Raw genomic sequence first — 17,282 nt, 5'->3', positions numbered from 1 at the left:
CGCCAGGAACCCGATGTCCCCTCCCCGCGTCAGCTTCGCCCGCGACCTGCAGTTTCGCCTGGAGTACGCCCTGCTGCGCGCCATCGTCGGACTCGTGCGGCTTTTGCCGCTCGAGACGGCCGCAGCCATCTCTGCCAAGGCGTGGCGCTTACTCGCTCCGCGCATCGACCCGAAGCGGCATGCCCGCGCGCTCGCCAATCTCGCCATCGCCTTCCCGGAGAAGCCGGAGGCCGAGCGGCTCAAGATCTGCATGGCGCACTGGGAGAACCTCGGCCGTGTGATGGCCGAGACGATGCAGATCGACCGGCTGATCGAGGATCCGACACGCATCCGCATCGTGTCCGACAGGCTTTTCAGCCGCTACAAGGACAAGCTCGGGCCGGCGATCGGCGTGTCGCTGCACATGGGCAACTGGGAGCTTTCGATCTGGCCGTTCATCGAGGCGCACGCCAATCCGGCGGCGGTCTACCGCACGGTCAACAACCCCTATATCGATCGGTACCTCCGCTGGCAGCGGCGCAATCTCTATCCGGGCGGATTGTTCGGGCGCGGCAAGGTCGAGGGCGAGCACGGCGACGACCAGAAGACGGCGCGCATCCTCACCGACTTCGTGCGGCGCGGCGGACGGCTCGGCCTCGTCTGCGATCTCTACGACCGCAAGGGGCTTGCGGTGCCGTTCTTCGGTGAGGACGCCAAGACGCAAGCCATCGGCGCCATGATCGCGAGGCGCGTCGGCAGCCGCATCTGGATGTCGTGCTGCAAGCGGGTCGGCACGTCGTCGCGCTTCGAAATCGAGATCAAGGAGCTGCGCGTGCCGCGGACTCACAACATCGGCGAAGACGTGCGCTGGATCATGGTCGAGATGCAGAAGCAGTTCGAAGCCTGGGTGCGGGAAGCGCCCGAGCAATGGATGTGGGGCAACCGTCGCTGGAGCTAGGATCGCTCTCGACGCACGATTGTTCCGCGCATGCCATGGGACTATTGGCGCACCGGGCGCGGAGACTTGGCAGTCTCCATCACAACCCCGTGTCAGCGGCGCGAACCCGGTTGCCGCTTCTACCCGGCCACTTTCTAATGCGCGCCGTGAGATACCGTTCGCGCTCAAAAATCATGCGGCAGGCTTTTGGGGCGCTCTTGGCGGCCGGGATGTTTCTCTATTCCGGCTCCGCGCTTCGTGCCGCGGAGCCCTCCTGCATCGACGACGCCATGCTCGTGTTCGATGCCTCGGGCTCGATGGCGGCAACCGACTTCCCGGACGGGGCTACCTCCCGCATGGACCGCGTGCGTCAGGCGCTGGCCAAAGTGCTGCCGGCCGCCGCCCGCGGACGCCGGCTGGGGCTTCTCGTCTACGGACCCGGGCGCCACTTCGACACCTGCCGCAACATCGACCTGCGTCTCGCACCGACCCCCAATGCCGGCGCGCGCATCATGGAGGAGGTCGACGGCATCCAGCCGCAGGGGCGTACGGCGCTGACTTCCTCCGTGCAACTGGCCGTGGCGCTCCTCAGCCAAGGGCAGAAGCCCGCCGTCGTGGTTGCGCTCACTGACGGGCAGGACACGTGCGGCGGCGATGCGTGCGCGTTCGCGCGCACGCTCAAGGCGGAGAACCCGTCGATCACCGTGCACGTCATCGGCTACCGGTTGCGCCCGATGACGGCGGCCGTGGATCCGCCCTTCGTCGAGCGCTGCCTCGCAGACGAGACCGGCGGCATTTTCGCGACCGCGGAGACGACCGAGCAGCTCTCCGACGCGCTTGCCGAGACGCTGGGTTGTCCTGCGGTGACGCTGCTCGCGCCACGGCCCCGGGCGTTAACCGTTCGGTAACCGTTTCCGGCAAGAGTTCGTTAACGCCTGCCGAGCCGATGCCGATGCCGATCACCGATCTCGACGCCTTCCCGCCGACGATGACCTCGTCGCTCAATGACGCGAACAACGACACCGGTCGTGTCGCGTTCTGCGGCCCCTACGTGCTCTCGGCCATCACCGGCTATCCCATCAGCAAGGTCGAGGCGGCCGTGAACGCCTACCGGAACCTGCCGGCGGACCTGCGCTTCCGCGTCAAGGGCACCTATGCCGACGAGGTCGAAGGGGCGCTTGCCGTCTACGGCTTCGACATGGCGCTCAAGGAGACTTTCATGCACCTCGAGCGCAAGAAGCGCCCGACCGTGTGGTCCTGGATGCAGAAGCCGCGCAACGCCTGGACGCACTACATCCTCGCCATCCACAAGGGCAAGGAAGGGCATTGGATCCTGATCAAGGGCGTCAAGATGTGCGACACGTTCACCGAAGGCAAATGGACGTTCGTCGTCGACGGCCCGCATCGCGGCGCGCGCATCATGGAGGTGTTCGAGGTGCGCCGCGCGCTCGACGTGTGATGCGGAAGCGTCCCGCGGACCCACCGAAGAAGCCCTCAGAAAATGAAAAGGCCCCGAAGCAACGCTCCGGGGCCTTTCGAATCCAACGTTCGGCGCGCGCTTACGCGTTCGCCTCGGCTTCCTTCTGGGCCTCGTGGCGGGCCTTGTCCTCGGCACCCTTGACGGAGGTGTCGCGGTCGACCAGCTCGATGACGGCGCGCGGCGCGCTGTCGCCGTAGCGGAAGCCCGCCTTGAGCACGCGCGAATAGCCGCCGGCGCGGTCCTTGTAGCGGGGGCCGAGCACGTCGAAGAGCTTCTTGACCTGGTCCTCGTCGCGCAGGCGGGCTGCGGCGAGACGGCGGGAATTCAGGTCCCCGCGCTTGGCCAGCGTGATGTACTTGTCGATGACGCGCTTCAGGTCTTTCGCCTTCGGCAACGTGGTGACGATCTGCTCGTGCTTGATAAGCGCGGCCGCCATGTTCGAGAACATGGCCTGGCGGTGCGCGCTCTGGCGGCCGAAACGGCGGCCCAGCTTCTTATGGCGCATAGCTTTCTCTTTCTCTCAGGTTGTTACGGGGAGGTTCTTCGGCCTCACCTCGTTGGTTGGGCAGTGAGGCAGTAGGCAGTGAGTGATGGGATCGTTGTCCCTACTGCCTTACTGCCAACTGCCTCACTGCCTAGTACTGGTCCTCGAAGCGCTTGGCCAGCTCCTCGATGTTGTCCGGCGGCCAGTTCGGCACTTCCATGCCGAGGTGCAGGCCCATGCCGGCCAGGACTTCCTTGATCTCGTTCAGCGACTTGCGCCCGAAGTTCGGCGTGCGCAGCATCTCGGCTTCCGTCTTCTGGATGAGGTCGCCGATGTAGACGATGTTGTCGTTCTTCAGGCAGTTCGCAGAGCGCACCGAAAGCTCGAGCTCGTCCACCTTCTTGAGGAGGGCGGCGTTGAAGGCGAGCTCCGGATGGCGGCTCTCCTCGACGGCCTTCTTCGGCTCCTCGAAGTTGATGAAGACGGCGAGCTGGTCCTGCAGGATGCGTGCGGCGAGCGCCACCGCGTCCTCGGCTTTCACCGAGCCGTCGGTCTCGACCGTCATGGTCAGCTTATCGTAGTCGAGGATCTGGCCCTCGCGGGTGTTCTCGACCTTGTAGGAGACCTTGGTCACCGGCGTGTAGAGGCTGTCGACGGCGATCAGGCCGATCGGCGCGTCCTCGGGGCGGTTGCGCTCGGCGGCGACGTAGCCCTTGCCCATGTCGGCCGTGAACTCCATGCGGATCTGCGCGCCCTGGTCGAGGTGGCAGATCACGTGCTCGGGGTTCAGGATGTCGACCTCGGAGCCGGTCTCGATGTCGCCGGCCTTCACGGGACCGGGGCCTTCCTTCTTCAACACCATGCGCTTCACGCCGTCCGAATGGATGCGGAGCGCGATCTCCTTGATGTTGAGCACGATGTTCGTCACGTCCTCGCGCACGCCCGGGATCGACGAGAACTCGTGCAGCACGCCGTCGATCTGCACCGTCTTGATGGCGGCGCCCTGGAGCGAGGACAGGAGCACGCGGCGGATCGCGTTGCCGAGCGTCATGCCGAAGCCGCGCTCGAGCGGCTCGGCGACGATGGTCGCGACGCGCGAGCGATCACGGCCCGGGGTGATCTCGAGCTTCGACGGCTTGATTAGGTCTTGCCAGTTCTTCTGCAATACGTTCGACACGGGGGGTCCTCGTAGCGGTTAGGGGTGCCGCCTCGCCCAAGCGCGGCACGCTTCCAACAGAGGATGAGCCCGGGACCGGAGACGGGAGCGTGGCGCCGCTTGATCCCGCTCAGGAAAGCCCGGAGCTCGCTTCACTCAGACGCGGCGGCGCTTGCGCGGCCGGCATCCGTTGTGCGGAATGGGGGTCACGTCGCGGATCGAGGTGATCTGGAAGCCGACCGACTGCAGCGCGCGAAGCGCCGACTCGCGGCCCGAGCCGGGGCCGCAGACCTCGACCTCGAGCACCTTCATGCCGTGCTCCATGGCCTTCTTGCCGGCATCCTCGGCCGCCATCTGGGCGGCGAAGGGCGTCGACTTGCGCGAGCCCTTGAAGCCCATGGTGCCCGACGACGACCAGGCGAGCGTGTTGCCCTGGGCATCGGTGATCGTGATCATCGTGTTGTTGAACGAGGCGTTGACGTGCGCAATGCCGGAGGTGATGTTCTTCTTCTCGCGGCGGCGAACCTTGGTACGCCCCTGTGCTTCTTTCGCCATGTGGTCGCAGCTCCTGTTGCCCGATCGGGCCAATTCCCAATGGCCGTCCCGGGGACAGCCGCAGCATGATCTTTCGCGCGCTTAGGCCTTCTTCTTGCCGGCGATCGGCTTCGCAGGCCCCTTGCGGGTGCGCGCGTTGGTGTGGGTGCGCTGGCCGCGGACCGGGAGGCCCTTGCGATGACGCAGGCCGCGGTAGCAGCCGAGATCCATCAAGCGCTTGATATTCATGGCAACTTCGCGCCGAAGGTCACCTTCGACGACGTAGTCGCGGTCGATCGCCTCGCGGATCTGGAGGACTTCGGCGTCCGTCAGCTGGTTGACGCGGCGCTCAGCCGGAATGCCGACCCGCTTGCAGATCTCCTCGGCAAACCTCGGCCCGATGCCATGGATGTACTGCAGCGCGATCAGAACGCGCTTTTGCGTCGGGATATTCACACCAGCTATGCGAGCCACTTCCGTCTCCTGGAGGCTTTTTCATCGACCGCGAGGCGGCCACAACTATCTATTTTTCAACGAAAAAACACGGATTAACCTGATCCCGGGCGAAGGTCGCCGCACGGAGCAGGCTTTCCGTTCCATCGTGCTCGAAAGCGCGGTGTTTTAGCTTGGTCATAAACCTTCGTCAACCTGCGCCTTGATGTCGCGACATCTTTTCCGAACCCTCACGCCGCCAGCACCGCATCGATCTGGCCGCCGACCTCGGCGATCGGGGCCATGCCGTCGACGGTGCTGAGCTTGCCCTGGGCGAAGTAGTAGCCGATCAGGGGCGACGTCTCCTTGTAGTAGGCCATGAGGCGTGTCTTCAGAGCCTCGGCGTTATCGTCCGCGCGCGGCGTGCCGCCGGCCGCGATGGTCTCGCGGGCCCGGTTCTCGATGCGCGCCAGCAGCGCCTCGTCGTCCACCTTGAGCTCGATCACGGCGTCGAGGAGGGTGCCCTTGGTCTCGAGCAACCGGTCGAGCGCGGCTGCCTGCTTCAGCGTGCGCGGGAAGCCGTCGAGGATGAAGCCGCCCGCGCAATCGGGCTCGGCGATCCGGTCCGAAATGATGCCGATTACGATCTCGTCGGAGACGAGGCCGCCGCTCTTCATGACGGCCTCGGCCTTGCGGCCGATCTCGGTGCCGGCTTTGACGGCGGCGCGCAGCATGTCGCCGGTCGAGAGCTGGACAAGGCCGCGCCGCTTGGCGAGCGCCTCGGCCTGCGTGCCCTTGCCGGCGCCGGGAGGTCCCAGAAGAATGAGTTTCATCGACGGCCGCCCCTCGTGTTTGCGCCCCTGAGCTTCGCTTTCTTGATCAAGCCCTCGTACTGGTGGGCAAGGAGATGGCTCTGGATCTGCGCCACGGTGTCCATGGTCACGCTGACGGCGATCAGGAGCGACGTGCCGCCGAAGTAGAACGGTACGCCGGCGTAGGAGGTGAGGATCTCGGGCATGACGCAGACGGCGGCCAGGTAGATGGCACCGACGACCGTGATGCGCGTCAGAACGTAGTCGATGTATTCGGCCGTCTTCTCACCCGGGCGGATGCCCGGCAGGAAACCGCCGTGCTTCCGGAGATTGTCGGCCGTATCCTTGGGATTGAAGACCACGGCGGTGTAGAAGAAGGCAAAAAAGATGATCATTGCGACGTAGATCGCAAGGTGCAGCGGCTGGCCGTTGCCGAGCGCGGCCACCAGCGTCTGCAACCACTCCGGCCCGCCGCCCTGAGCGGAGGAGAACTGCGCGGCGGTGATCGGCAGCAGCAGCAGGGAGGAGGCGAAGATCGGCGGAATGACGCCCGCCGAGTTGAGCTTCAGCGGCAGGTGCGAGGCATCGCCCTGGAACATGCGGTTGCCGACCTGTCGTTTCGGATACTGGATCAGGAGGCGCCGCTGCGCGCGCTCGATGAAAACGATGGCGGCGACGACGCCCAGCATCAGCGCCAGCAGCGCCAGCAGCAGGAAGGTCGAGAGGGCGCCCGTACGGGCCATCTCGAACAGACCGACGAGCGCCGACGGCAAGTTGGCGACGATACCGGCGAAGATGATCAGCGAGATGCCGTTGCCGACGCCGCGTTGCGTGATCTGCTCGCCGAGCCACATGAGGAACATCGTGCCGCCGACGAGCGTAATCACCGTCGTCGCGCGGAAGAACCAGCCGGGGTCGCCCACGACGGAGCCCGCATCCGAGCGCGAGCCCTCGAGGCCGATGGCGATGCCGTAAGCCTGGAAGGCCGCGAGCACGAGCGTCAGGTAGCGCGTGTACTGGTTGATCTGCTTGCGGCCGGACTCGCCCTCCTTCTTCAGCGCCTCGAGCTTCGGCGACATCGAGGTCATGAGCTGAATGATGATGGAGGCCGAGATGTACGGCATGATGTTCAGGGCGAAGATCGCCATACGCTCGACGGCGCCGCCGGCGAACACGTTGAACATGCCGAGAATGCCCGAGGACTGGGACTTGAAGGCCTGAGCGAACGCCGCGGCGTCGACGCCGGGAATCGGAATGAAGGTGCCGAGGCGGTAGATGACGAGCGCGCCCAGCGTGAACCAGAGGCGGTTCTTCAAATCCTGCGCCTTGGCGAAGGCGCCAAGGTTAAGATTCGAAGCGAGCTGCTCGGCAGCGGATACCATTGCGTTCTCTCCCGGCTCCGTTGAGCCCTCTTACCTGGTGTCCGGCAGGCGCCGCGTCGAGCCCCTCTCCGGGGACCACCGGCGCCGCCGAAGCGAAGGCACTCACCCGGAGCGTGCGCGCCCAGCGGGGGGCGCGTCTCCTTACTCCTCTGCCCCGCCCGCCTTCTTCGAGGATCCGGCCTTCTTGGCGGCCGACTTCTTGCGCTTGGCCTCGTCGGCCTCGAGAACTTTCTTCTCGATGAGGCTCACCGAGCCGCCGGCTTTCTCGACGGCAGCCTTGGCGGAGGCGGTTGCGTGATTCACGGTCAGCGCCAGGCTGACCTTGATCTCGCCCGCGCCGAGGAGGCGCAGTCCGTCCTTCGGACGACGCAGGATGCCGGCGTCGACGAGCGCCGTGACGTCGACCGTCTGGCCGGACTTGAGCTTGCCCTCATCGACGGCCCGCTGCAGAGCGCCGACGTTGATCTCGTTCCAGTCCTTGCGGTTCCACTTGTTAAAGCCGCGCTTCGGCAGGCGGCGATGGAGCGGCATCTGGCCGCCCTCGAAGCCGCCGATGGCGACGCCCGTGCGCGCCGTCTGGCCCTTGCCGCCGCGGCCGCCCGTCTTGCCGACGCCGGAGCCGATGCCGCGTCCGATACGCACGCGCGTCTTGCGGGCGCCGGGATTGTCCTTAATGTCGTTGAGCCGCATGGGCCTCAAGCTCCTTGTTCGTCACCTTGCGGAGACGGCGCGTCCGCTGCCGTCTCAAGCCTTCTCGTCGACCACGCGAACGAGATGGGGAACCTTGTTGATCATGCCGCGCACGGCCGGCGTATCCTCGAGAACGCGGCGACGATGCAGCTTGTTGAGACCGAGGCCGATCAGGGTCTTGGTCTGAATTTCCGGCCGGCGATTCGCGCTCGCAAACTGCTCGACCGTGATCGTCTTCTTGGCAGCCATTGCTCTCATACCTTCTCGAAAACGGCGCGCCGGGCTTTACGCCTCGGCAGCGATCTCGGCGGCGGAACCATCGCGCCTGCGGGCGACGATCTCGGACACCTTCTTGTTGCGGCGGGCGGCGACGGAGCGGGGGTTCTCCTGCTCCTTCAGCGCGTCGAACGTGGCGCGCACGACGTTGTAGGGGTTCGTCGAGCCGAGCGACTTGGCGACGACGTCGTGAACGCCCAGCATCTCGAATACGGCGCGCATGGCGCCGCCGGCGATGATGCCCGTACCGGCCGGGGCCGAGCGCAGCACGACGCGGCCCGAGCCGTGACGGCCCTCGCTGTCGTGATGCAATGTGCGGGCGTCGCGTAGCGGCACGCGCAGCAGGTTGCGGCGCGCGCTCTCGGTCGCCTTGCGGATCGCCTCCGGCACCTCGCGGGCCTTGCCGTGGCCGAAGCCGACGCGCCCCTTCAAGTCGCCGACGACGACGAGGGCTGCGAAGCCGAAGCGCTTGCCGCCCTTCACCACCTTGGCGACGCGATTGATATGGACGAGCTTGTCGGAGAACTCGCTGTCGCGCTCTTCCCGCTCCCGCTCGCGTCCGCGTCCTCTTTCAGGTCCACGTGCCACTGTCAAATTCCTTTCATCAGAAGCTGAGGCCGCCCTCGCGGGCAGCATCGGCGAGCGCCTTCACGCGTCCATGGTAGAGATATCCGCCGCGGTCGAAGACGACCGCGTTGACGCCGGCCTTGAGCGCGCGCTCGGCAACCAGCTTGCCGATGGCGGCAGCGGCGGCCTTGTCGGCGCCCGTCTTGAGGGAGCCGCGCAGATCCTTCTCGAGGCTCGAGGCGGACGCGAGCGTCTTGCCATCGGCGTCGTTGATGACCTGGGCATAGATGTGCTTCGAGGACCGATGCACGGAGAGACGCGGACGGCCTCCGGCATTGGCCTTCAGCGTCCGGCGCACGCGTGCACGGCGCCTTTCGAACTGGTTTGATGCGGTGTTGGCCATGGCTTCGGTCCTACTTCTTCTTGCCTTCCTTGCGGTAGACGTATTCGCCCCTGAAGCGCACGCCCTTGCCCTGGTAGGGCTCGGGCTTGCGCGAGGCGCGGATGTCGGCGGCGACCTGGCCGACAAGCTGCTTGTCGATGCCGGAGACCGTCACCAGCTCCTGCTTGGCGCCGCCCACCTTGACCTCGACGCCCGCCGGGATGGTGTGCTCGACGTCGTGGCTGTAGCCCACCGAGAGGGTGAGCTTGTCCTTGCCCTTCATCGACGCCTTGAAGCCGACGCCGTGGATCTCGAGCGTATGGGTGTAGCCGTCGGTCACGCCGGTGATCAGGTTCTGCACCATGGTGCGCGACATGCCCCACATGGAGCGCGCCTTCTTGGTGTCCTCGCGCATCGAGACCTCGATGCCGTCGGCCGTCTTCTCGATCTTGAGCTCCTCGGGCAGCGTGAAGGAGAGCTCACCCTTGGCGCCCTTCATTTTTACGGTCTGGCCGTCGACCGTCGCCGTGACGGCGGCAGGAACGGGGACCGGCTTCTTTCCGATGCGTGACATGAGTGTTGTCCTCGAGATCCCGGCCTCGGCCGGCATCCTTCGCTAGAATACGTTGCAGATGACCTCGCCGCCGACGTTCTCCTCCTTGGCGCGCGAATCCGACATCACGCCCTTGGGCGTGGAGAGGATGGCAACACCGAGGCCGTTGGCGACACTCTTGAGGTCGCGGACGGGCGAGTAAACGCGCCGGCCGGGAGTCGACACGCGGCTGATCTCCTTGATCGCCGGCTGACCGTTGAAATACTTGAGCTCGATCTCGAACTCGGGCTGGCTGCCCTTCTGCTCGATACGCGTGTAGCCGCGGATGTAGCCTTCCTCGACGAGCACGTCCAGCACGCGGGCGCGCATATTGGACGCGGGCGTCACCGTCTTGGGCCGGCGGCGCATCTGCGCGTTGCGGATGCGTGTCAGCATATCGCCGATGGGATCATTCACTGCCATGTGCTTCCACGCCTCCTTACCAGCTCGACTTGACCATGCCCGGGATGAGGCCCTGGGAGGCCAGCTCACGAAGCTGGTTGCGGCACATCTTGAGCTTGCGGTAGTTGCCGCGGGCGCGGCCGGTGATCTCGCAGCGGTTTCGGATGCGCACCGCCGAGCTGTTGCGCGGCATCTCGGCGAGCTTCAGGCGCGCGGCGAAACGCTCCTCGGCGGGGCGCTTGAGGTCGTCGGCAATCGCCTTCAGGCGCTTCCTCTTGGCAGCGTGCTGGGCGACCAGCTTGCGGCGCCGATTGTTCTTCTCGATAGAGCTCGTCTTAGCCATTCATGTCCTCCAAAGGCCTTTCGGGATGCGCCCGAGGTCCTCTAGCTGCGGAAAGGGAAATTGAAGCCGCGAAGCAGCTCGCGCGCTTCGTCGTCGCTCTTGGCCGAGGTGACGACGATGACGTCGAGACCCCAGACCTGATCGACCTTGTCGTAGTCGATCTCGGGAAACACGATGTGCTCCTTGAGACCGCAGGCGTAGTTGCCGCGGCCGTCGAAGCTCTTCGGGTTCAGGCCGCGGAAGTCCTTCACGCGCGGCAGCGCGATGGTGACGAAGCGGTCCAGGAACTCGTACATGCGGTCGCCGCGCAGCGTCACCTTGCAGCCGAGCGTCATGCCCTCGCGCACCTTGAAGGTGGCGATGGACTTGGTCGACTTGGTCATCAGCGGCCGCTGGCCGGCGATGAGCGCGAGATCGGCGGCAGCGTTGTCGACCTTCTTACGGTCGGCCGTCGCTTCGCCCACGCCCATGTTGAGCACGATCTTCTCGATCTTCGGGATCTGCATCGGGTTCGCGTAGGCGAACTTCTCCTTCAGCGCATCCCGCACCACCTTCTCGTAGTGCGTCTTGAGCCGCGGCTTGTAGTCGGCAGGGCGCGGCTTCCACTCGCGCGGAGCGGCATCGGCCTTCTTCGGCGCCTTGGCCTTGGCTTCCTTGCCCGGCTTGCCGGGAGGCGGGCCGCCGGCCTTCGCCTTCTGCGGTTTCTGTTTCTCGGCCATGGCTTAGTTCTTCTCCGGAATGATCTCGCCCGAGCGCTTGGCGAAGCGGACCTTCTTGCCGTCCTCAAGGATGCGGAACCCGACGCGGGTCGGCTTGCCGTCCTTCGGATCCTCGAGCGCGAGGTTCGAAACCTGGATCGCGGCCTCTTTCGAGATGATGCCGCCTTCCTGCGATGCGGTCTGGCGCTGGTGACGGCGCACGACGTTAACGCCGCGGACGAGCGCGCGGTTCTCCTTGGGACGCACCTCGATCACCTCGCCGCGCTTGCCTTTGTCGCGGCCGGTGAGAACGATGACGCTGTCACCCTTCTTGATCTTGAGCGACGCCATTACAGCACCTCCGGCGCGAGCGAGACGATCTTCATGTGGTTCTTGGCGCGCAGCTCGCGGGTGACGGGCCCGAAGATGCGGGTGCCGACCGGCTCGCCCTGGTTGTTGATCAGAACGGCCGCGTTACGGTCGAAGCGGATCAGCGAGCCGTCGGGGCGGCGCACGCCCTTGGCGACGCGCACGATGACGGCCTTCATGACCTGGCCCTTCTTGACGCGGCCCTTCGGGATCGCCTCCTTGACGGACACGACAATGGTGTCGCCGATGGTGGCGTACTTGCGCTTGGAGCCGCCCAGCACCTTGATGCACTGGACGCGGCGCGCACCCGAATTGTCAGCGACGTCGAGATTGGTCTCCATCTGGATCATCGCATCGTCTCTCTTCCTGCCGCTCAGAGCGCGGCTTCAAATCGTGTTTCGTCCCGGTACCGGTTCCGCCCTTGCGGCCTAGCACCACCCAATTCACGCCTTCTCGAGCGCCACCCAGCGTTTCAGCTTCGAGATCGGAGCCGATTCCTGGATCTCCACGCGATCGCCTTCCTTGAAGACGTTGGCCTCGTCGTGGGCGTGATACTTCTTCGTGCGGCGGACCGTCTTCTTCAGAAGCGGATGCGTGTAACGGCGCTCCACCTCGACGACGATGGTCTTGTCGTTCTTGTTCGAAACAACCACACCCTGCAGGACGCGCTTCGGCATCGTTCTCTCTCCTTACGCGCCAGATTTCGATTTCGACGAGGCACCGCCCCGCTTCTGCGTCGCAAGCGTCAGCACGCGCGCGATGTCGCGGCGAACCTGGCGCACGCGCGAGGTGTTCTCAAGCTGACCCGAAGCCTTCTGGAAGCGCAGGTTGAACTGCTCCTTCTTGAGCTTCGCCAGCTGATCGTCGAGCTGATCGAGCGACATGGCCCGCAAATCACCCGCTTTCATCGTCGTCTTCCTTATCCTTCGCGCGCTTTCGGCCTCAGCCGACGCGCGTCACAATACGCGTCTTGATCCCGAGCTTCGCCGCGCCCAGCAGCAGCGCCTCACGCGCGATCTGATCGGGAACGCCGTCCAGCTCGAACATGATACGGCCCGGCTTCACGCGCGAGACCCACAGCTCGATGCCGCCCTTGCCCGAGCCCATGCGGACCTCGGCGGGCTTCTTGGTCACGGGCACGTCGGGGAAGATGCGGATCCAGACGCGGCCGGCGCGCTTCATGTGCCGCGTGATGGCACGGCGCGCGGCCTCGATCTGACGCGCGGTCACGCGCTCGGGCTCGACGGCCTTGAGCCCGTGCGAACCGAAGTTCAGTGACGTTCCGCCCTTCGCCGCGCCGTGGATGCGGCCCTTGAACTGCTTGCGGAACTTCGTCTTCTTGGGTTGCAGCATGGTCGTGCTCCATCAGCCCTGATCAGGCCGTCTCCCCTTCCTTGCCAGCCTCGGCGGCACCGCCACGCGGTCCACCACGGTCGCCGCCCCTCGGGCCGCGACGATCGCGGCGATCGCCGCCGTCCTCGCGGTCGCGGCGCTGGCGCGCGCCCGAGCCGTCACCGGCTCCTTCGGTGGCGCGGCGCTCGGAGGCCATCGGGTCGTGCTCCATGAGCTCGCCCTTGAAAATCCAGACCTTGATGCCGATGACGCCATAGGCGGTCTGGGCGACGCCGTAGCCGAAATCGATGTCGGCGCGCAGCGTGTGCAGCGGCACGCGGCCTTCGCGATACCACTCCGTGCGGGCGATCTCGGCACCGCCGAGACGGCCGGCGACGTTGATGCGGATGCCGACGGCACCGGCACGCAGAGCCGTCTGCACGGCGCGCTTCATGGCGCGGCGGAAGGCGACGCGACGCTCGAGCTGCTGGGCGATGTTCTCGGCGACCAGCGTGGCGTCGGTGTCGGGCTTCCTGACCTCGAGCAGGTTCAGGTGCACCTCGGAGTCCGTGAAGCGCGAGAGCTCGCTCCTCATCTTCTCGATATCGGCGCCCTTCTTGCCGATCAGCACGCCGGGGCGGGCCGTGTGCACCGTCACGCGGCACTTCTTATGCGGGCGCTCGATGACGACCTTCGAGATGCCGGCCGTGCGCTGCATCTTCATGATGTGGGCGCGGATGGCGCGATCCTCGTGCAGCAGCTTGCCGTACTCGGCGCGGCGGGCGAACCAGCGGCTGTCCCAAGTGCGGTTGATGCCGACGCGCAGGCCGACGGGATTGACTTTGTGACCCATTACTCGGCCTCCTTCTCAGCCGCAGCAGCCTTGGCGCCTGCCGGCCCGGCTGCGGCCTTCTTCGCCGCGCCTGCCTTCTTGCCCTTCGCCTTCGGCGCCTCGGCCTCGGCTTCGGTCTCACGCACGACGACCGTGATCTGCGAGAACGGCTTCAGGACGCGGAAGCCGCGGCCGCGGCCACGCGCCGCGAAGCGCTTCATCACCAAGTTCTTGCCGACGTAGGCCTCGGCGACGATCAGGCTGTCGACGTCGAGCTGATGGTTGTTCTCGGCGTTGGCGACAGCGCTCATCACGCACTTGCGGACATCCTGAGCGATGCGCTTCCTCGAGAACTCGAGATCGGCGAGCGCACGGTCGACTTTCTTGCCGCGGATCAGGCCCGCGACGAGGTTCAACTTCTGCGGCGAAACGCGAAGGTTTTTCGCGATCGCGCGGGCCTCCTTGTCGGAGAGGCTCCGTTCCCGGCTCGGCTTGCCCATTATCTCCTACCCACCGCTGCTTTTTTGTCGCCGCCATGACCGTGGAACACGCGTGTCGGCGAGAACTCGCCGAACTTGTGCCCGATCATGTCCTCGGTGACGTTCACCGGAACGTGCTTCTGGCCGTTGTAGACGCCGAACGTCAGGCCCACGAACTGGGGCAGGATCGTCGAGCGACGGCTCCAGATCTTGATGACCTCGTTGCGCCCCGACGACCGCACCTTCTCCGCCTTCTTGAGAAGGTAGCCGTCAACGAACGGGCCTTTCCAAACTGCGCGTGTCACTCTCTCATCTCCTCGATCGTCTGCCCGGCTTCGACCTTACGGCCTACTTGCTCTTCGAGCGGCTCCTGACGATGAACTTGTCGGTCTGCTTGTTCTTGCGGGTCTTGAAACCCTTGGTCGGCTTGCCCCACGGCGTCGCCCAGTGCTTGCCGCCGTTGGTGCGGCCGCCGTTCGGATGGTCGATCGGGTTCATGGTGATCGAGCGAACCGTCGGACGGGTACCCTTCCAACGCGTGCGGCCGGCCTTGCCGGTCACCTCGTTGGTGTGGTCGGGGTTCGACACGGCGCCGACGGAGGCCATGCATTCGGCCCGCACCTTGCGCGTCTCGCCCGAGTTGAGCTTCAGGACGGCCCAGCCCGAATCACGGCCGACGAGTTGCACGAAAGCGCCTGCCGAGCGCGCGATCTGGCCGCCGGCCCCCGGCTTCAGCTCGACGTTGTGCACGATGGTGCCGATCGGCATCGACGACAGCGGCATGGCGTTGCCGGGCTTCACGTCGACCTTCTCGCCCGAGACGACAGAGTCGCCGACCGCGAGGCGCTGCGGCGCCAGGATATAGGCGAGGTGGCCGTCCTCGTACTTGATCAGCGCGATGAAGGCGGTGCGGTTCGGATCGTACTCGAGCCGCTCGACCGTCGCGGCGACGTCGTGCTTGCGGCGGCGGAAGTCGATCTTGCGATACGCCTGCTTGTGGCCGCCGCCGATATGACGCGTCGTGATGCGGCCGTCGTTGTTGCGGCCGCCGGTCTTGCGCTTGCCCTCCGTCAGCATCTTGACGGGCGCACCCTTCCACAGGTGGCTGCGGTCGACCTGCACCAGTTGCCGGAGACCCGGGGATGTCGGACGGTATGTCTTCAATGCCATGACTTTGGTTCCTTAAAGGCCCGTCGTGATGTCGATCGAGTGGCCTTCCTCGAGCGTCACGATGGCCTTTTTCACGTCGCTGAGCTTCGACCGAATGCCGCGGAACGTCCGGCGCTTGCCCTTGCGCACGAGCGTGTTCACGCCCTTGACCTTGACGTTGAAGAGGCTCTCCACCGCGGCCTTGATGTCCGTCTTGTTGGCGCCCGAGGCGACCTTGAAGATCACCTGGTTCGCCTCGGAAACCTGCGTCGCCTTCTCGGTGATGACCGGGGACAGAATGACGTCGTAGGCTTTGAGCTTGTTCATCACTTCGCCTCCGCGGCTTTGGCCTTCACGTCGGCGAAGCGCACATCGAGCGCTTCGACCGCGGCCTTGGTCAGCACGAGCTTCTCGCGGCGCAGGATGTCATAGACATTGATGCCGGCGATCGGCAGCACGTCGATGTGGGGGATGTTGCGCGCCGCACGAGCGAACGCATCGTCGAGCGCCGCGCCGTCGATGATCAGCGCGCTCCTCCAGCCGAGATTGGCGAACTGCTTCTTCAGCCCGCTCGTCTTGCCGTCCTTCGAGGCCGCCGCGTCGATGACGATGATCTCGCCGGCCTTGGCCTTCGCCGAGAGGGCGTGACGCAGGGCGAGCGCGCGGACCTTCTTCGTCAGGTCGATGGCGTGGCTCCTCGGCTTCGGGCCGAACGCCTTGCCGCCGCCGCGCCACTGCGGAACCGACTTGTCGCCGTGACGGGCGCCGCCGGTGCCCTTCTGCTTGTACATCTTCCGGCCGGTGACCGAGACCTCCGAACGGTCCTGGGCATGATGGGTGCCGGCCATGCGCTTCAGCTGCTGCCAGCGCACCATGCGGTGCAGGATGTCGGGCCTGGGCTCGAGCCCGTAAATGGCGTCGGCGAGCTCGATCTCGCCGGCCTTGGCCGCCTCGAGCGTGGTGACGGTTGCTTTCATCACGCCTACTCCTTGCTCGCGGCCGACTTGAACGCGCCGGGCTTCGGCGCATCGGCATGAGGCTTCTTCTTGACGGCATCGCGCACGATCACCCAGCCGCCCTTGGAGCCGGGAACGGCGCCGCGGATCATCAGGAGGCCGCGCTCGACATCGATCTTGGCGACGACGAGGTTCTGCGTGGTGACGCGCTCGTCGCCGAGATGGCCGGCCATCTTCTTGCCCTTGAACACCTTGCCGGGGTCCTGGCGCTGACCGGTCGAGCCGTGCGAGCGGTGCACAACCGAGACACCGTGGGAAGCGCGCAGACCGCCGAAGTTCCAGCGCTTCATGGCGCCCTGGAAACCCTTGCCCTGGCTGGTGCCGGTCACGTCCACGAACTGGCCCGGGACGAAGTGGTCGGCGGTGATCTCCGCGCCCACATCGATCAGGTTCTCGGGGCTGACACGGAACTCGGCGAGCTTGCGCTTCGGCTCGACGTTGGCGACCGCGAAGCCGCCGCGCTCGGACTTGGTCAGGCGCACGGGCTTGCGGGTGCCGGCACCCACCTGAAGCGCGGTGTAGCCGTTCTTGTCGGCGGTGCGCTGCGACAGAACCTGGAGCTTCTCGAGCTTCAGGACCGTCACGGGCACATGCTCACCCGCATCCGTGAAGATGCGGGTCATGCCGACTTTCTGTGCAATCACTCCGGAACGCATTGCTCGCATTCCTTCCTTTTCATTCGCGACCGATCCGGGGCAGGCCCGGCGGCTGCGCATCCTCTAGAGCTTGATTTCCACGTCCACGCCCGCGGCGAGGTCGAGCTTCATCAGCGCGTCGACCGTCTGTGGCGTGGGATCCACGATGTCCAGCATGCGCTTATGCGTGCGCATCTCGAACTGCTCGCGGCTCTTCTTGTCGATGTGCGGCGAGCGGTTCACCGTGAAGCGCTCGATACGGGTCGGCAACGGGATCGGACCCCGAACCTCCGCGCCGGTGCGCTTCGCCGTGTTCACGATCTC

General features: G+C 65.8%; 29 protein-coding genes and 1 pseudogene. 3 read left to right on the top strand and 27 right to left on the bottom strand.

Features of this window, described 5'->3' with window-relative positions:
• Positions 1-13 precede the first annotated feature (13 nt).
• The 3 genes from V7082_RS11555 to V7082_RS11545 all read left to right on the top strand — a co-directional run bounded on the left by V7082_RS11555 (position 14) and on the right by V7082_RS11545 (position 2,375).
• Complete coding sequence (locus V7082_RS11555) at positions 14-937, top strand: lysophospholipid acyltransferase family protein (RefSeq protein WP_334148654.1); 924 nt, start codon at positions 14-16, stop codon at positions 935-937.
• A gap of 209 nt (positions 938-1,146) precedes the next feature.
• A complete protein-coding gene (locus V7082_RS11550) occupies positions 1,147-1,824 on the top strand; it encodes a vWA domain-containing protein (protein WP_334148652.1) in 678 nt (225 codons plus the stop codon).
• A 44-nt stretch (positions 1,825-1,868) separates the two neighbouring features.
• Positions 1,869-2,375, top strand: a complete 507-nt coding sequence (locus V7082_RS11545) for a hypothetical protein (RefSeq protein ID WP_334148650.1) — start codon at positions 1,869-1,871, stop codon at positions 2,373-2,375.
• A 100-nt stretch (positions 2,376-2,475) separates the two neighbouring features.
• Here V7082_RS11545 and rplQ read toward each other — a convergent pair whose 3' ends face one another.
• From rplQ to rpsJ, 27 genes and pseudogenes are all read right to left on the bottom strand, one after another.
• Positions 2,476-2,901, bottom strand: a complete 426-nt coding sequence (gene rplQ, locus V7082_RS11540; RefSeq protein ID WP_334148648.1) for a 50S ribosomal protein L17 — start codon at positions 2,899-2,901, stop codon at positions 2,476-2,478.
• A gap of 130 nt (positions 2,902-3,031) precedes the next feature.
• Complete coding sequence (locus V7082_RS11535) at positions 3,032-4,057, bottom strand: DNA-directed RNA polymerase subunit alpha (protein ID WP_334148646.1); 1,026 nt, start codon at positions 4,055-4,057, stop codon at positions 3,032-3,034.
• A 135-nt stretch (positions 4,058-4,192) separates the two neighbouring features.
• On the bottom strand, positions 4,193-4,591 hold the full coding sequence (gene rpsK, locus V7082_RS11530; RefSeq protein WP_334148644.1) for a 30S ribosomal protein S11: 399 nt from the start codon (positions 4,589-4,591) through the stop codon (positions 4,193-4,195).
• An 81-nt stretch (positions 4,592-4,672) separates the two neighbouring features.
• Positions 4,673-5,044, bottom strand: a complete 372-nt coding sequence (gene rpsM, locus V7082_RS11525) for a 30S ribosomal protein S13 (RefSeq protein ID WP_334148642.1) — start codon at positions 5,042-5,044, stop codon at positions 4,673-4,675.
• A gap of 209 nt (positions 5,045-5,253) precedes the next feature.
• Positions 5,254-5,835, bottom strand: a complete 582-nt coding sequence (locus V7082_RS11520; protein WP_334148640.1) for an adenylate kinase — start codon at positions 5,833-5,835, stop codon at positions 5,254-5,256.
• A complete protein-coding gene (gene secY, locus V7082_RS11515; protein WP_334148638.1) occupies positions 5,832-7,196 on the bottom strand; it encodes a preprotein translocase subunit SecY in 1,365 nt (454 codons plus the stop codon). The genes V7082_RS11520 and secY overlap by 4 nt, the downstream gene beginning before the upstream one ends.
• A gap of 141 nt (positions 7,197-7,337) precedes the next feature.
• Positions 7,338-7,886 (bottom strand): 50S ribosomal protein L15, encoded by a 549-nt coding sequence (rplO, locus tag V7082_RS11510; RefSeq protein ID WP_334148637.1) that lies wholly within the window; start codon positions 7,884-7,886, stop codon positions 7,338-7,340.
• 54 nt (positions 7,887-7,940) lie between these two features.
• Positions 7,941-8,135 carry a 50S ribosomal protein L30 gene (gene rpmD / locus V7082_RS11505; RefSeq protein WP_334148636.1) on the bottom strand — a complete coding sequence of 65 codons (195 nt, stop codon included), beginning with the start codon at positions 8,133-8,135 and terminating at the stop codon, positions 7,941-7,943.
• A 36-nt stretch (positions 8,136-8,171) separates the two neighbouring features.
• The gene (rpsE, locus tag V7082_RS11500) at positions 8,172-8,750 is read right to left on the bottom strand and encodes a 30S ribosomal protein S5 (protein WP_334148635.1); all 579 of its coding nucleotides are present in this window, start codon (positions 8,748-8,750) and stop codon (positions 8,172-8,174) included.
• A gap of 16 nt (positions 8,751-8,766) precedes the next feature.
• Positions 8,767-9,132, bottom strand: coding sequence for a 50S ribosomal protein L18 (rplR, locus tag V7082_RS11495; RefSeq protein WP_334148634.1), 366 nt, complete (start codon positions 9,130-9,132; stop codon positions 8,767-8,769).
• A 10-nt stretch (positions 9,133-9,142) separates the two neighbouring features.
• Complete coding sequence (gene rplF / locus V7082_RS11490; RefSeq protein ID WP_334148632.1) at positions 9,143-9,685, bottom strand: 50S ribosomal protein L6; 543 nt, start codon at positions 9,683-9,685, stop codon at positions 9,143-9,145.
• Between the two features lie 42 nt (positions 9,686-9,727).
• On the bottom strand, positions 9,728-10,126 hold the full coding sequence (gene rpsH / locus V7082_RS11485; RefSeq protein ID WP_334148631.1) for a 30S ribosomal protein S8: 399 nt from the start codon (positions 10,124-10,126) through the stop codon (positions 9,728-9,730).
• Between the two features lie 16 nt (positions 10,127-10,142).
• A complete protein-coding gene (gene rpsN / locus V7082_RS11480; protein WP_334148628.1) occupies positions 10,143-10,448 on the bottom strand; it encodes a 30S ribosomal protein S14 in 306 nt (101 codons plus the stop codon).
• A gap of 41 nt (positions 10,449-10,489) precedes the next feature.
• A complete protein-coding gene (rplE, locus tag V7082_RS11475) occupies positions 10,490-11,167 on the bottom strand; it encodes a 50S ribosomal protein L5 (protein ID WP_334148626.1) in 678 nt (225 codons plus the stop codon).
• Positions 11,168-11,170: 3 nt separating this feature from the next.
• A complete protein-coding gene (gene rplX / locus V7082_RS11470; protein WP_334148624.1) occupies positions 11,171-11,497 on the bottom strand; it encodes a 50S ribosomal protein L24 in 327 nt (108 codons plus the stop codon).
• Positions 11,497-11,865 (bottom strand): 50S ribosomal protein L14, encoded by a 369-nt coding sequence (rplN, locus tag V7082_RS11465; protein WP_020087359.1) that lies wholly within the window; start codon positions 11,863-11,865, stop codon positions 11,497-11,499. The genes rplX and rplN overlap by 1 nt, the downstream gene beginning before the upstream one ends.
• A 93-nt stretch (positions 11,866-11,958) precedes the next feature.
• A complete protein-coding gene (gene rpsQ, locus V7082_RS11460) occupies positions 11,959-12,192 on the bottom strand; it encodes a 30S ribosomal protein S17 (protein ID WP_334148621.1) in 234 nt (77 codons plus the stop codon).
• A gap of 12 nt (positions 12,193-12,204) precedes the next feature.
• The gene (gene rpmC / locus V7082_RS11455) at positions 12,205-12,423 is read right to left on the bottom strand and encodes a 50S ribosomal protein L29 (RefSeq protein ID WP_334148619.1); all 219 of its coding nucleotides are present in this window, start codon (positions 12,421-12,423) and stop codon (positions 12,205-12,207) included.
• 34 nt (positions 12,424-12,457) lie between these two features.
• Entirely contained in the window at positions 12,458-12,868 is a 411-nt protein-coding gene (gene rplP, locus V7082_RS11450; RefSeq protein WP_334148617.1) for a 50S ribosomal protein L16, read from the bottom strand.
• A 22-nt stretch (positions 12,869-12,890) separates the two neighbouring features.
• Entirely contained in the window at positions 12,891-13,700 is an 810-nt protein-coding gene (gene rpsC, locus V7082_RS11445) for a 30S ribosomal protein S3 (protein WP_334148615.1), read from the bottom strand.
• 101 nt (positions 13,701-13,801) lie between these two features.
• Positions 13,802-14,179, bottom strand: a pseudogene (gene rplV / locus V7082_RS11440) (50S ribosomal protein L22); the annotation flags it as partial.
• Complete coding sequence (rpsS, locus tag V7082_RS11435) at positions 14,179-14,463, bottom strand: 30S ribosomal protein S19 (protein ID WP_334148613.1); 285 nt, start codon at positions 14,461-14,463, stop codon at positions 14,179-14,181. The gene rpsS and the pseudogene rplV, both read right to left, overlap by 1 nt.
• A gap of 43 nt (positions 14,464-14,506) precedes the next feature.
• Positions 14,507-15,328, bottom strand: a complete 822-nt coding sequence (gene rplB / locus V7082_RS11430) for a 50S ribosomal protein L2 (protein ID WP_334148611.1) — start codon at positions 15,326-15,328, stop codon at positions 14,507-14,509.
• A 12-nt stretch (positions 15,329-15,340) separates the two neighbouring features.
• On the bottom strand, positions 15,341-15,634 hold the full coding sequence (locus V7082_RS11425) for a 50S ribosomal protein L23 (RefSeq protein ID WP_334148609.1): 294 nt from the start codon (positions 15,632-15,634) through the stop codon (positions 15,341-15,343).
• Positions 15,634-16,284 (bottom strand): 50S ribosomal protein L4, encoded by a 651-nt coding sequence (gene rplD, locus V7082_RS11420; protein WP_334148607.1) that lies wholly within the window; start codon positions 16,282-16,284, stop codon positions 15,634-15,636. Before rplD ends, V7082_RS11425 begins: the two co-directional genes overlap by 1 nt.
• 5 nt (positions 16,285-16,289) lie before the next feature.
• Positions 16,290-16,979 carry a 50S ribosomal protein L3 gene (gene rplC, locus V7082_RS11415; protein ID WP_334148605.1) on the bottom strand — a complete coding sequence of 230 codons (690 nt, stop codon included), beginning with the start codon at positions 16,977-16,979 and terminating at the stop codon, positions 16,290-16,292.
• Positions 16,980-17,042: 63 nt separating this feature from the next.
• Positions 17,043-17,282: 30S ribosomal protein S10 (rpsJ, locus tag V7082_RS11410; RefSeq protein WP_334148603.1), on the bottom strand; the 240-nt coding region annotated here is incomplete at its 5' end.

Origin of the sequence: Hyphomicrobium sp. (assembly GCF_036833075.1) — a bacterium.
Classification (GTDB): domain Bacteria; phylum Pseudomonadota; class Alphaproteobacteria; order Rhizobiales; family Hyphomicrobiaceae; genus Hyphomicrobium_C.
Note: the sequence above shows the minus strand (reverse complement) of the source record. Positions and strands in the feature narration are given on the sequence as shown.

Coding starts and splice junctions, on each gene's coding strand:
- V7082_RS11425 (WP_334148609.1), bottom strand. CDS start 15,634: ATGAACAAGCTCAAAGCCTACGACGTCATTCTGTCCCCGGTCATCACC.
- rpsQ (WP_334148621.1), bottom strand. CDS start 12,192: ATGCCGAAGCGCGTCCTGCAGGGTGTGGTTGTTTCGAACAAGAACGAC.
- V7082_RS11545 (WP_334148650.1), top strand. CDS start 1,869: ATGCCGATCACCGATCTCGACGCCTTCCCGCCGACGATGACCTCGTCG.
- rplP (WP_334148617.1), bottom strand. CDS start 12,868: ATGCTGCAACCCAAGAAGACGAAGTTCCGCAAGCAGTTCAAGGGCCGC.
- rplE (WP_334148626.1), bottom strand. CDS start 11,167: ATGGCCGAGAAACAGAAACCGCAGAAGGCGAAGGCCGGCGGCCCGCCT.
- rplN (WP_020087359.1), bottom strand. CDS start 11,865: ATGATCCAGATGGAGACCAATCTCGACGTCGCTGACAATTCGGGTGCG.
- rplO (WP_334148637.1), bottom strand. CDS start 7,886: ATGCGGCTCAACGACATTAAGGACAATCCCGGCGCCCGCAAGACGCGC.
- V7082_RS11550 (WP_334148652.1), top strand. CDS start 1,147: ATGTTTCTCTATTCCGGCTCCGCGCTTCGTGCCGCGGAGCCCTCCTGC.
- rplR (WP_334148634.1), bottom strand. CDS start 9,132: ATGGCCAACACCGCATCAAACCAGTTCGAAAGGCGCCGTGCACGCGTG.
- rpmC (WP_334148619.1), bottom strand. CDS start 12,423: ATGAAAGCGGGTGATTTGCGGGCCATGTCGCTCGATCAGCTCGACGAT.
- V7082_RS11520 (WP_334148640.1), bottom strand. CDS start 5,835: ATGAAACTCATTCTTCTGGGACCTCCCGGCGCCGGCAAGGGCACGCAG.
- rplQ (WP_334148648.1), bottom strand. CDS start 2,901: ATGCGCCATAAGAAGCTGGGCCGCCGTTTCGGCCGCCAGAGCGCGCAC.
- rpmD (WP_334148636.1), bottom strand. CDS start 8,135: ATGGCTGCCAAGAAGACGATCACGGTCGAGCAGTTTGCGAGCGCGAAT.
- rplF (WP_334148632.1), bottom strand. CDS start 9,685: ATGTCACGCATCGGAAAGAAGCCGGTCCCCGTTCCTGCCGCCGTCACG.
- rplD (WP_334148607.1), bottom strand. CDS start 16,284: ATGAAAGCAACCGTCACCACGCTCGAGGCGGCCAAGGCCGGCGAGATC.
- rpsC (WP_334148615.1), bottom strand. CDS start 13,700: ATGGGTCACAAAGTCAATCCCGTCGGCCTGCGCGTCGGCATCAACCGC.
- V7082_RS11555 (WP_334148654.1), top strand. CDS start 14: ATGTCCCCTCCCCGCGTCAGCTTCGCCCGCGACCTGCAGTTTCGCCTG.
- rpsK (WP_334148644.1), bottom strand. CDS start 4,591: ATGGCGAAAGAAGCACAGGGGCGTACCAAGGTTCGCCGCCGCGAGAAG.
- rplB (WP_334148611.1), bottom strand. CDS start 15,328: ATGGCATTGAAGACATACCGTCCGACATCCCCGGGTCTCCGGCAACTG.
- rplC (WP_334148605.1), bottom strand. CDS start 16,979: ATGCGTTCCGGAGTGATTGCACAGAAAGTCGGCATGACCCGCATCTTC.
- rpsN (WP_334148628.1), bottom strand. CDS start 10,448: ATGGCTAAGACGAGCTCTATCGAGAAGAACAATCGGCGCCGCAAGCTG.
- secY (WP_334148638.1), bottom strand. CDS start 7,196: ATGGTATCCGCTGCCGAGCAGCTCGCTTCGAATCTTAACCTTGGCGCC.
- rplX (WP_334148624.1), bottom strand. CDS start 11,497: ATGGCGTCGCTCAAGATCAAGAAGGGTGACAGCGTCATCGTTCTCACC.
- rpsH (WP_334148631.1), bottom strand. CDS start 10,126: ATGGCAGTGAATGATCCCATCGGCGATATGCTGACACGCATCCGCAAC.